Here is a 12,154-nt window from a genome sequence, read left to right as displayed (position 1 = left end):
CATGGCCACGGTTCGACGGTTCACACTTGCCCTCGTCGTATCCGCCGCGCTGGTCGGACTGCCCGCCGCGCCCGCCATGGCCCGGGGTCCCGCTCCGGCCGGGCCGGGCGCGGCGTCCCACTTCGGGTTGGCGCGCAAGGACTGCGTCGGTACGGCCGCGGGCCGGGCCTCCAAGGTCTGGTACACGGTCGCGGGCGGCGTGCTGTCCGACGTCTACGAGCCGACCATCGACAACACCAACGTCGAGACGATGCAGTTCGCCGTCACCGACGGCACGACGTTCACCGAGCTGCAGTCCCGCGACACCACCTACAAGGTGAGCACCGACCGCTCCGGCATGACCTGCACGATCACCTCCTCCAGCAAGACCGGCCGCTACCGCCTGACCACCACCTATCTCACCGATCCGGACAGCGACGCCGTCGTGGTCAGGACCCGGCTCCAGCCCGCCGGACTGCGCCTGTACGTACGGCTGGACGCGAGCGTCAACGGCAACGGAGGCGGCGGCACGCCGAACGGCGGGGCAGACAGCGGCGTGGTGGACGGCCAGACCGGCGCCCCGGTGATCTCCGACCCGAACACCGAGACCTCCGCACCCGCCCGCGACTACGCCGTACCCACCCACCTGGCGCTGCGCGCGGAGCGGCGGCTGCCGCAGGCGGGCGTCGGCTACGCGGGAACGCCCAGCGACGGCGCCGCGCAGTTGGACGCCGACCACACGCTGACCCCCAACGCCACCGCGCCGGACGGCAACGTGGTCGCCACCGCCCGGCTGCCCCTGGACGGCTCGGGTGCGGTGACCTTCGCGCTCGGCTTCGGCCGTACGGTGGCCGCCGCGTTGCGGACCGCGGGCGAGGCCGCCACCCGGCCGTTCGAGACCACCCGAGCCCGGTACGAGGCGGGCTGGGCCACCTACGACGCCGGGCTGCGCAAGCCGCCCGCCTCGCTCGCCGACGCCTACCGCTTGTCCGCCAACGTGCTGAAGGCGAGCGAGGACAAGACCTTCCCCGGAGCCGTCGTCGCCTCGCTGGCCAGCCCATGGGGTCAGGCGGTCGGCGCGGGCGAGAAGGTGGGCGGCAAGGCGGTCTATTTCGGGTCGTATCGCGAGGTGTTCGCCCGCGACCTGTACGAGGCGTTCACCGGCTTCCTCACCGACGGCGACCTGGCCACCGCCCGCGCCACGGCCCGCTTCCTGCTGGAACGCCAGCAACTGCCCGACGGCCGCCTGCCGCGCAACTCCCTGCTGAACGGCCAGCTCGCCCCCGACTCGGGCGGCGACCAGCTCGACGAGAGCGCGTACCCGATCCTGATGGCCCACCAGGCCGGGATCGGCGCGGAGCTGTGGGAACACGTCCGCCAGGCCGCGGACTTCCTGGTCGCGCACGGGCCCGCGTTCGGCGTCGAGCGCTGGGAGGAGCAGCAGGGCTACTCGCCGTCCACGATCGCGGCCGAGATCGCCGGTCTCGTCGCCGCCGGGGAGATCGCCGCCGGCCGCGACGACCAGGGCCGGGCCAGGCTCTACCGCGCCACCGCCGACCACTTCGCCCGCTCGGTCAAGGGCTGGACGGTCACCACGACCGGCCCGTACGCCCCCCGCTACTTCCTGCGCCTGTCGCGCACCGGCGACCCGGACGCCGCCGCCCCGTACAACCTCGGCAACGGCGGCCCGACCGAGGACCAGCGCCGGGTGGTGGACGCGGGCTTCCTGGAGCTGACCCGGCTGGGCGTCCTGCCCGCCACCGACCCCGACGTGCTGGCCAGTCTGCCGGTCGTGGACCGGGTGATCGGGCGTACGACGCCGAACGGCCGGGGCTGGTACCGCTACGGCTCCGACACCGCGGGCACCGAGGACGGCTACGGCGACTGCTACGAGCCCGACCCCACCTCCTGCGCCCCGTCCGGGCGGCCCTGGCCCACCGCGAACACCGGCTCGGGCCACCTGTGGCCGGTCCTGTCCGGCGAACGGGCCGAGCAGGCGTTGCAGACCGGCGACCCGCGTACGGCGGCGTCCCTCCTGGCGGCGATGCGGGCCATGTCCTCCGGCACCGGCCTGGTCCCGGAGCAGGCGTGGGAGAACCCGGACCTGGCCGCCGCGCCGTACGGCACCGACCCGGCCACCGCCTCGATCGGCTTCCGCGACGGCGAGCCCGCCGGCTCGGCCTCCCCGCTGACCTGGGCGCAGGCCCAGGAGGTACGGCTGATCCTCTCGCTCGCGATGGGCCGCCCGGCCGAGCAGCCCGAGATCGTACGCCGCCGCTACGCCGCCCACGGCATGCCCGCGACGGCGCCGCTCACCGTCACCGCCCCGGCGGAAGGGAGCACCGCCACCGGCACATCGGTCACGGTCGAAGGGACCACCGCGCCCGGCGCGCGCGTCGACGTCGCGGCCACGCCCATCGACATCGGCGCAGCCACCAAGGTCGTCTCGGTACGGGCCGGAGCCGACGGCCGCTTCACCGCCCAGGCGCCGGTCTCGTTCGGCGAGGTCGTACTCACCGTGACCGCCACAACCCCCGACGGCCGCACAGTGACCACCCCAACGACCAAGACCTTCGACGGCCGCACCGGGTACGCCCGGCGGTCGGTCATCGGCGACATCACCGGCGCCACGACCGTCCTCGACGTCACCGACCCCGAAGGCGACGACGACGGGCCGGGCACCTACGCCTACCCGACGGCCGCCGACTTCCACGCGGGCGCCTTCGACCTGCGCAGGTTCCAGGTGATCACGGACGCGAGCACCGTCTACCTGCGCGCCGAGATCGCCGACCTCACTCCCACCTTCGGCAGCCAGATCGGCGCCCAGCTGCTCGACGTGTACGTCCAGGACCCGGCCGTGACCGCACGCTCGACCGATCCGGCGTTCCCGCAGCGCAACTACCGCATCGCCGAGCAGGACGCCTGGTCGCAGCGGATCGAGGCGCAGGGCTTCGCCGCCCCGGTCTGGGTGACGGCCGCCGGCGCCGCCCGGTCCGGAGCCGCCGTCCGCGGCTCCGGAACCACCCGAACGATCACGATCGCCCTGCCCAAGGCGGACTTCGGCACGCCGGGGCCCGGCTGGCGGTTCGCGGTCGTGCTCGCCGGTCAGGACGGGTTCAGCGCCGACCAGGCCAGGGGTTTCACCGCCACTCCCCAGCCGTACCAGTTCGGCGTGTGCGCCCCCGGCGGGACCGCTCCCCTGTGCTCCGTCGACCCCGGCGGCGTGCCCAAGGCCGTGGACGTGCTCACCCCGGCCGGACAGTCGCAAGCCGACGAACTGAACCCGCTCCTCGGCCCGGTCACTCTGCGGGCGGTTCCGGTCCCCTGAGGCTGAGGAGAGGCAGGTCGGGGAACAGGTGGCTGACCAGGAGGGTCGCCGTGCGCATCGCGGCGGCGACGATGTCGTCGTTCGTCGCCTCGGTGCCCTGAGCGGCCAGCACGGCGCTGTGCACGCTGAGCAGAGCCAGCCGGACGCTGAGCTGATCCTGCACTGAGGCTCCGGGCCCCAGGATGAGCCGGGTGGCCCGGTCGGTCCGCTCCAGCGGGCTGCTCTGACCCGTCGGCATGGCCGTCTTCAGCGCGGTGTGGTTGGCGACGGCGAACCGCATGTTCCGCACCCCCTGCTGGCTGCTCATCGTGAGCCACCGGCTCAGGAGCTCGGCGGCCAGCTCCGGGGAGTGCGGCTGCCCGGCCGCCCAGTCGAGCAGCTCGTCCATCGCGCGCATGTGGTCGGTGAAGAGGCTGACGATGACGGCCTCTTTGCTGTCGAAGTGGTAGTAGAGCGCCGCCTTGGTGATGCCCAGTTGCTCGGCGATCTCGCGCATAGAGGTGGCGTCGTAGCCGTGCTCGGTGAACAGGGTCAGCGCGGCCTCCTGGATCTCGGCTCGCGTCTGGCTGCCCTTGCGCCGCGCACCCGGCGCCGACTCCGTCTTGGTCATGGCTCTTCCCTCTTGCTTCAAAACTGTTACACAGCCTATTTGCCTACCGGTCGGTTAGCAAGTACGCTTGCCGACCGACAGGTAAGTTCTATGGATCGACAGGAGTGCACGTAATGGCCAAGGACAGCGCGGACACCGCCTCGGGAGCGGAAGAAGAGCAGGTCGGGTTAGGGTTCAGCCATCGCCAGATCCTGGTGACCATGAGCGGTCTGGTCGTCGCCATGCTGCTGGCGATGCTGGACAACATGATCGTCGCCCCGGCGATTCCCACGATCGTGGGCGAGCTGGGCGGCCTCGAGCACCTGGCATGGGTGACCACCGGCTATGTCCTGGCCTCCACCGTGGCCACACCGATCTGGGGCAAGCTCGGCGACCTCTACGGCCGCCGCATCATCTTCACCACCGCTGTGGCGATCTTCCTGCTCGGTTCGGTGCTGTGCGGCGCGTCCCAGGATATGGCGCAGCTGGTCGCCTTCCGCGCCGTCCAAGGGCTGGGCGCGGGCGGACTGATGGTCGGCGTGCTGTCGATCATCGGCGAGATGATCCCGCCGCGCGACCGCAGCAAGTACCAGGGCGTGATGATGGCCGTCATGCCGGTCGCGATGATCGGCGGCCCGCTCATCGGCGGTTTCATCACCGACAACCTGAGCTGGCGCTGGGCCTTCTACGTCAACCTGCCGCTCGGCGCGGTCACCCTGGTCCTGTGCTGGATCACCCTGGCCAAGCTGCCCAAGGGCACCGGCAAGGCCGTGATCGACTGGTGGGGCACCGGCCTGCTGACGATCTGGATCACCGCCCTGGTGCTCGTCACCAGCTGGGGCGGCACCCAGTACGAGTGGGGCTCCGGGCAGATCCTCGGGCTGATCGCCCTGGCCGTGGTCGCGTTCGTCGCCTTCATCTTCGTCGAGCGGCGCGTGGCCGAGCCGATCATGCCGCTGCGGGTCTTCAAGAGCCTCAACTTCTCGCTGTCCGGCGCGGTCGCCTTCATCTCGGGGTTCGCGATGTTCGGCGCGATGGGCTTCCTGCCGCAGTTCCAGCAGTTCGTCCAGGGCTCCTCGGCAACCAACAGCGGCCTGCTGCTGATGCCGATGATGATCGCCTCGATGGCCGTCAGCCTGGCCGCCGGCCAGCTGATCAGCAAGACCGGGCACTACAAGTCGGTGCCGATCGTCGGCGCCGTCCTGGTCACCATCGGCCTGGCGCTGTTCGCCACCATGGACGTCGCCACCTCCACCACGGTGACCGCCCTCTACATGGTGGTCCTCGGCGCCGGCATGGGCGGGCTGATGCAGACCAGCACCCTGATCGCGCAGAACAGCCTCGCGCTGCGTGACATGGGCGCGGGCACCGGCGTGTCGACCTTCCTCCGCAACATGGGCAGCTCGCTGGGTGTCTCGCTGCTCGGTGCCGTCTACACCAGCCACCTGACCGACACCCTCGTCGGCACTCCCGCCGTCGCCGGCCAGGCCGCCTCGATGACCCCGCAGCTGCTGCGCCGCCTGCCCGAGGCGGTCCAGAACCTGTTCCAGCAGGCGGTCACCAACGGCATCACCGCGCTGTTCACCTGGGGCGCGGTCGTGGCCGCCATCGGCATCGTGGCCGCACTGTTCATCCGCCAGGTCCCGCTGCGCGGCGCCGTCAAGCCGCAGGCGGACAACGCCAAGGCCGAGGCCGAGTCGGTCGCCATGAGCGGCTGAGTCCGCACGGGCCGGGGGTCTCCCCGGCCACGTAAGGGTGCGGTTCCGATCACCTGATGACCGGAACCGCACCCTTACGGTTTTGTCGGGCCGCTCGAAGAAGCGGCTCAATAGGGCTGCTTCTTCGAGCGAAGCGGCCCGGGATCAGTAGGGACGTTGGAGGAAGCGGCCCAGGCGCGGGTCGTAGAGGCGCCCGCCGATCAGGACCGTCCCGTCCGGCGTGGTCGAGTGGAGCTTCCCGCCGAGCCAGCCGTACCTGCGCTGCTGCGACGCCACTCCATACTCGTCGTAGCCGAGCACGGTGGCCTCGCCGGTGCCGAGGTCGAGCTCGGTCCCGACGCTCCCCCCGACGGTGAGCAGCTGGAGCCGCACCGAGCCCCCGGCGCCCGTGAGCGCGCCCAGCTCGCCTCCGGCCCCGATGACGTTCCTGACGACTTCCCCCTTCTCAACAAGCCACGCGGGCTGATCGCCGGCCGAGCCGTAGTGATGGACCGTGACCGCGCCCCCCGAGGTGGTCTCCGACCTGACGCGGCCCGCCGGGTCGCGGGTCCAGGTGAGGCTGGTGCCGCCGACTGTCTGCTTGACCGGTACGCCGTCGGCGAAGTAGTCGATCCCCCGGCCACCGGGCAGCGAGGTGGTGCGGCCGGCCGGGTCGTAGGCGTAACCGTCACCCACCAGCCTGCCGTCCGCGTACGCGTAGGTCGTGATCTTCGAAGCCGCGTCGTTGGCCTCCGGACACTCCTCGTCGGACTCCTGTACGGCCAGCCGGACCCGGTTGCCCGCGCCGTCGTAGCCGTAGCGGCGCAGCGTGCACAGCGGGAACGCCATGTCCAGCACCGAGGCGAGCTGCCCCGCCTTGTCGTAGCCCAGCTGCCGCTCGCTCATGGTGTCGCTGCGCATGTTCAGCAGTTCCTGACCGTGGATGTTCCGGCCGGTCGTAGGCCGTCACGATCTTCTCCGTGCCGCGCCACCGCTCGGTGGGCCGGCCGCTGGCCGGGCTGTAGCCGATGCCGATCTCGCTCTCCCCGCCGGCTTTGGTCGTGATGGGCCGACCGGCCGCGTCGCGCTTGACCGTGGTGGCGACGCCGCCCTCGATGACCGTGTCCAGCAGGCCGGTGGCGGTGTAGGCGGAGGTCCGTCCGCCCTCCTGGCACACCAGGCCCGCCCATTCCGGCCGCCCGCCGCAAGGGGCGCCGCCGGTCGCCGTGTAGAGGACGGGCGGGGCGGTGTCGGCGGTGACCGCCCGGCCGCCGGGGTCGCGGACCGTCCTGGTCTGCCGGCCGGTGGCCCAGTCGTAGGCGATGGCGGTGGCCTTGACGTCCACGTCCGGCTTGGACTCGCGCCCGACTATGACGGCGCCGGTCTTGACGGGGGTCGGCAGGTCACGGGCCGCCGCGCCGGTCGGGCGGCCCTCGTCGTACGTGCTGACGGTCCGGCTCCTGGCGCCGATGCCGTATCCGGCCGGCAGGTCGTCCACGTCGGACTCCAGGTTGATGATGTGGACCGGGCTCAGCTCCTCGATCTTGCGACGGCCGGAGTCGTCGTAGACCGAGCGGGTGGACAGCAGGTCCGCCCGCTCCTCGGAGCTGTAGGCGGTGATGGCCAGCTCGGCGAGCCGGTTGTCGGTGGTCGGCCGCTGTGACAGCTCCCTGTTCGCCGCGGTGAGCACGCGCGTCGCGTGGCCGAACCGGTCATAGTCGGTGGCGGACAGGTGTCCGCCGGGGGTGAGCACGTTGACCGCCCTGCCCGACTCGTCCAGGTACGTCACGGTGGGGCGGGTGGTGGAGTTCGGGGGGTGGACCGCCGTGGCCGTCACGGGTGCCACCGCCTGCCCCCAGGCCGCGATGGTCGTGGCCGTCAGGTCGGCCGGGCCGCCGGCCGCCTTGCTGAGCGGCACCCCGTACACGATGGTGGTCTTGGCCTCGCCTGCGATCTGGTCGGCGGTGCCGGGCTTGAGCGTGGGGCGGGCGACGCTCTTCAAGCGGCCGTCGGCGTCGTAGCCGAAGGTCCACGGCAGCTCTCCCGGCGGGGTGAGCGTCGTGACGCGGCCCGCGCTGTCATAGCCGTAGGTGGTCTTCAGCGCCGGGGTGATTCTCGGGTCCCAGGTCTCGGACAGGCGTCCGGCGGCGTCGTAAAAGTACTGGGTGACCACGGCTCCCTGGAAGGACACGGTGCTGAGGCGGCCGTCCGTGCCGTAGCCGAAGTCGATCGTGTGGCCGGATCGGGTGAGCGACTTCGGCCGGTCCTGGTCGTAGGTGTACTCGGTGGGCAGGTACCGGTCGCCCTGCTTGGCGAACGTGGTCGTCTGCCCTCGGGAGTCGCTCAGCGTGTACGTGCCGGTGAGCGTCAGGTCCTCGGCGCCCCGCTCGGGCCGCCATCCGTCCTTGGTCCTGGTGAACTGGATTGGCGTGCCGTCGGCCCTGGTCACCTGGACCGAGTTCGGCGAGGTCTCCACGAGTGAGGCGAGGCCCTGGGACCACCCGGGGTTCCGGGACGTGGCCGTCCGGGTCAGAGTCAGGCCGAACGGGCCGCCCCCGGTCGTCTGGAGGCGGTAGTCGCCGGTCAGCAGGTTCACCGTGCCCGGCCCGACCTCGCTGGTCGCCGCCTCGGTGGCGCGGCGGTCGACGACGATCTCGGCGGACGTCGACGCCACCGGGCCCGACGTGCTGCCGACGAGCGCGCGCACCTGCGCCGCCGCGTCGCCGAGCTGGGTTCCGGCGTCCCAGACCAGGCCGGACACCCCGTTGGGCGCGGCCACGGGCCAGGCGGTCAGGGGCCTGCCGTCGGCGGTGAGCACGTTCGCCACGGGGAGGTCGGCCCACTCGTCGGTGTCGGCCCGCCGGTACTGGAACGTCGCCTGGGTGAAGCCGAAGCCGGTCACTGCGAGCGGGACCTTGCCGGTGCTCCGCAGGCCGTCCTTCGGCGCGGCGAGCGTGGCCACGGCCGCGCCCGAGCCCACGTTGAAGGCGTACGCGGTGGCCGGCGAGGCGTTCCCGGCCTTGTCCAGGGTGTACACGGTGAGCGTGTGGGGACCGACGGCGGCCGGGGTCAGCTTGACCGAGACGGCCGCGCCGGTGGTGAGCACCTTCGTGACCGCCGCACCGTCCAGCCGGTAGGCGAGCCAGCCGGAGTCGGTGTTCGCGGGCTTGAGCGTGAAGGTGCCCGCTTTGCCGGCGTCGCCGTGCCAGCCTCCGTCGGCCGGGTAGTCGGCCGAGGCCACCGAGGGGGCGGGCGGCGCGACGGTGTCCACGGCGAACGTGGCCGTCTGGTACGCCTTCGACGTGAGCGAGCCGTCGTTGGCCCACGACCGGATCGTGTAGGTCTTGCCGTTGGCCAGCTTGCCGGCCGGCACGTTCGCGCCGGAGAAGCCGTTGCTGGCCACGTACGCGCCGTAGAGGTTGTCGATGACCAGCGTCGAGCCCGCGTACACGTCGAACAGGCCGCGCACGTTGCCGCCGTCAGGGTCGCGCACGTGGTTGCGCAGCTGCGGCGTGAGCGTGTTGGTCCAGATCGTGCCGTCGTAGTCGGTGTACGGGGACAGCCAGGTGGAGACCGGGGTGCTCGGGTAGGAGTTGTACGTCACCGAGATGTACGGCACGTGGGCCGAGGCGTTGCCCGAGTTGAACCGCTTCCAGGCGTACTCGTCGGTCTCACTCGCGGCCCGCAGGCCCATGCCGGAGTCCTTCCACCCCTCGTTGGCCCAGTACTGGACCAGCGAGGTGACGTTGGCGCTCACCCAGCCGTCCGCGCAGCCGCTCCCCCAGCCCTTGGTCTCGCTGGAGGCGGCATAGCGATCGGCCAGTGCCGGGCCCGGCCAGCGCGAGGACGTCGAGGCCCGGTTGGCCGACCACACCTCCCACGACCTCGTGTTGCACGACCAGGAGTGGAAGTTCCACAGCTTCAGCGACGCCGAGACGATCTTCTTGCCCGCGATGCCGGGGGTCTTCCACGTGATGAACGACCTGGCGACCTGGCCGCTGCCGTTGTTGCCGATCTTGAGCTCGGTCGAGCCGGACTGGTCGGTGCCGTAGCCCTCCTGCACGAAGGTGTCGAAGACCTGGCCGAGGTTGAGCGAAGGGTCGACCGTGACGGGGTACTTGGTGGCCGGGTCGCCGAGGAAGGCGGAGTCGGGGGTGAGGAGGAGGTCCTGGCCGGACACCTTCATGGCGACGGGCGCGCGGTGCGGGTGGTCACCGGACCCCGGGTTCACCGTGGCATCCCACATGACGGGCGCCGGGATGGTGGCGGTCGTCCGGCCCTTGCCGTCCACCAGCTCGAATGTCCTTCCACTATCGGTGGGGGCAACGCACAAACGCCGCAAACGTAAAGATCATTATTGGCCGGTTAGGTGATCTTGGATGGCCGGACGGTAAACGTTTGCTGTCGTCAGCTGTCCCATCACGGAACGCGATGGAACGCCTTCCTTTTGGAGAACTCATAGGAAGGGACGTCTCTATGATCAGATCCAGCCGCCCGCGCGGCGTCGGCTTCGTCCTGGCCTGGATGCTGGCCGTCCTCGTGGCGGCGGCCGTCGCCGCCGCGCTCACGCTGCTACCGGCGAGCACCGCGTCGGCCTCGGCCCCCGTGCCCGAGCCGTCGACCTTCATCTCGACTCCCCCGGGCGGAGGCGACGTCCTGCTTGTCATGGACTACTTCGACGGGAACGACAAGCTCGTCGGCCAGTTCTGGAGGGGCTGTGGCCAGCCCTCCGGAGGCTGGGGCGTACGGCAGGGGATCCTGCGCATCTTCACTCCGCCCTGCGGACCGTAATCACGACGGGCCGTAATCACGACGGGCCGGGCACCGAAGACGGTGCCCGGCCCTGGTCGTGCCTGCCTTAGCGCTATACGGTGAACCGCGCTCAGCCCATGGCGGCCAGGCCGTGCACCACGGTGCTGGTCAGCGTGCCGATCTCGGCGATGCCGATGGTCACCGTGTCACCGTCGCGCAGCGTGAACGGCAGGTCGGGCACCAGGCTGGTGCCAGTGGAGAGCACGGCCCCGTCGGGGAAGGCGTCGGCGCGGAACAGGTAGCCGGCCAGGTCGTCCAGGCGCCGGTGCAGCTCCGAGGTGGACGCCTTGCCGTCCCACACCGTCTCCCCCACCCTGGCGATGGTCAGCGTGATGTCCAGCGCGTACGGGTCGGCCACCTCCCAGACGGGCCGGATCGCCGGGCCGACCGCGCACGCGCCCAGGTAGATCTTGGCCTGCGGCAGGTACAGCGGGTTGACCCCCTCGATCGTGCGCGAGCTCACGTCGTCGACCACCGTGTAGCCCGCGATCTCGCCCGCGGAGTTCAGCACCAGGCCCAGCTCCGGCTCCGGCACGTCGATCTCGGAGTCGGCGCGCACGGCGATCCGGCCGCCGTCCCCCGACACCTTCCAGGCCACCGACTTGAAGAACAGCTCGGGCCGTTCGGCGTCGTAGACCAGCTCGTACACGTCGGCCGCCCGCTCGCTCTCGGTCACCCGCGCCTCGCGCGAGCGCCGGTAGGTGACGCCCGCGGCCCACACCTCCATCAGCCCGTCCACGGGCGCGAGCCTGCGCACGGACGCGGACGGGTGCTGCGGGCCGGCCGCGGCGACGCACCGCTCGCGTAGCTCCGCGACGGGCAGGCGGAGCAGCTCTCCGACGGTGGTGACCCCCTCCAGCTGCGTCACCTGGTCGCCGTCGTCGACGCCGACCGCGTCCGCGCTGGTCAGCGGGCTGACAAACCGTACGATGTGCATGACACTCCCAGCTTCATCTGATGAAGTCCGAACTTCATCAGATGAAAGTCTATGAAAAAACCGACCGTCCCGATACTGTGCCAAACATCCGAATACGGAGGAAACCGTGGCAACTGATCCTTACCCGGACACGGCTCGGCATGCTCACGTCGTGCACGCCCTGGGTGCCCGGATCGTCGACGGTTCGCTGGTGCCCGGCACGCCCATCCCGATCGAGGAGCAACTGGTCAACGAGCTCGGCGTGGGCCGCTCGGCCGTACGGGAAGGCGTGAAGGTGCTGGCCGGCAAGGGTCTGCTGGAGACCAGGAGAAGCGCCGGGACCCGCGTCCGGCCGCGCGAGTCCTGGAGCCTGCTCGACGCCGACGTGCTGAGCTGGCGGTTCGGCGCCGACGCCCATGCCGGGGACATCCGGGTGCTGGCCGACCTGCGCGTCGCGCTGGAGCCCGGGGCGGCCCGGGTGGCGGCCGAGCGGGCCGACGCGGCGGCCATCCAGCGCATCGACGAGGCCCTGGCCGCGCTGCACGCCACAGCCGACGACCCCGACCCCTTCATCGACGCCGACCTGGCCTTCCACCGGGCCGTGTTCGGCGCCGCCGACAACGACCTGCTGCTCTACATCTACGACATGATCAGCATCGCCCTGCGCTCGGTACGGCAGGTGCACACCCGATCGGTCGCGCACAACAAGGAAACGCTGCCCAACCACGAGCGCGTAGCCGTGGCGATCCGGCGCCGCCATCACCGCAAGGCCGAGGAGGCCATGCGCGAGGTGGTCGAGGTCGCCCGCGCCGACGCGCTCCACTGCTGAGGGA

Annotated in this window: 7 protein-coding genes; 4 read left to right on the top strand and 3 right to left on the bottom strand. The window is 71.3% G+C overall.

Annotated elements, in window-relative coordinates; translation table 11 throughout:
* Position 1 precedes the first annotated feature (1 nt).
* Positions 2–3,307, top strand: coding sequence for a glucodextranase DOMON-like domain-containing protein (locus AB0C30_RS24130; RefSeq protein ID WP_357947876.1), 3,306 nt, complete (start codon positions 2–4; stop codon positions 3,305–3,307).
* Here the strand turns inward: AB0C30_RS24130 and AB0C30_RS24125 are convergent.
* Entirely contained in the window at positions 3,279–3,917 is a 639-nt protein-coding gene (locus AB0C30_RS24125) for a helix-turn-helix domain-containing protein (RefSeq protein WP_357947874.1), read from the bottom strand. The genes AB0C30_RS24130 and AB0C30_RS24125 overlap by 29 nt on opposite strands.
* 113 nt (positions 3,918–4,030) lie before the next feature.
* Between AB0C30_RS24125 and AB0C30_RS24120 the strand changes: the two genes are divergently transcribed.
* Entirely contained in the window at positions 4,031–5,614 is a 1,584-nt protein-coding gene (locus tag AB0C30_RS24120) for an MDR family MFS transporter (RefSeq protein ID WP_357947871.1), read from the top strand.
* Positions 5,615–6,281: 667 nt separating this feature from the next.
* Here the strand turns inward: AB0C30_RS24120 and AB0C30_RS24115 are convergent.
* Positions 6,282–9,884: a DNRLRE domain-containing protein gene (locus AB0C30_RS24115; RefSeq protein ID WP_357947868.1), complete on the bottom strand. Its 3,603-nt coding sequence runs from the start codon at positions 9,882–9,884 to the stop codon at positions 6,282–6,284.
* 185 nt (positions 9,885–10,069) lie between these two features.
* On the opposite strand from AB0C30_RS24115, the gene AB0C30_RS24110 reads away from it, so the two are divergent.
* Entirely contained in the window at positions 10,070–10,384 is a 315-nt protein-coding gene (locus AB0C30_RS24110; RefSeq protein ID WP_357947865.1) for a DUF6289 family protein, read from the top strand.
* Positions 10,385–10,475: 91 nt separating this feature from the next.
* Here AB0C30_RS24110 and AB0C30_RS24105 read toward each other — a convergent pair whose 3' ends face one another.
* Positions 10,476–11,342 carry a fumarylacetoacetate hydrolase family protein gene (locus tag AB0C30_RS24105; RefSeq protein WP_357947862.1) on the bottom strand — a complete coding sequence of 289 codons (867 nt, stop codon included), beginning with the start codon at positions 11,340–11,342 and terminating at the stop codon, positions 10,476–10,478.
* Between the two features lie 106 nt (positions 11,343–11,448).
* Here AB0C30_RS24105 and AB0C30_RS24100 point away from each other — a divergent pair, with 106 nt between their 5' ends.
* Positions 11,449–12,150, top strand: coding sequence for a FadR/GntR family transcriptional regulator (locus tag AB0C30_RS24100; RefSeq protein ID WP_357947859.1), 702 nt, complete (start codon positions 11,449–11,451; stop codon positions 12,148–12,150).
* Positions 12,151–12,154 lie beyond the last annotated feature (4 nt).

It is taken from the genome of Nonomuraea sp. NPDC048901 (genome assembly GCF_040649695.1).
GTDB lineage: Bacteria > Actinomycetota > Actinomycetes > Streptosporangiales > Streptosporangiaceae > Nonomuraea.
The sequence above is the reverse complement of the archived record's forward strand: the minus strand, read 5'-3'. Positions and strand labels throughout refer to the sequence as shown.

Coding starts and splice junctions, on each gene's coding strand:
- AB0C30_RS24105 (WP_357947862.1), bottom strand. CDS start 11,342: ATGCACATCGTACGGTTTGTCAGCCCGCTGACCAGCGCGGACGCGGTC.
- AB0C30_RS24125 (WP_357947874.1), bottom strand. CDS start 3,917: ATGACCAAGACGGAGTCGGCGCCGGGTGCGCGGCGCAAGGGCAGCCAG.
- AB0C30_RS24130 (WP_357947876.1), top strand. CDS start 2: ATGGCCACGGTTCGACGGTTCACACTTGCCCTCGTCGTATCCGCCGCG.
- AB0C30_RS24120 (WP_357947871.1), top strand. CDS start 4,031: ATGGCCAAGGACAGCGCGGACACCGCCTCGGGAGCGGAAGAAGAGCAG.
- AB0C30_RS24110 (WP_357947865.1), top strand. CDS start 10,070: ATGATCAGATCCAGCCGCCCGCGCGGCGTCGGCTTCGTCCTGGCCTGG.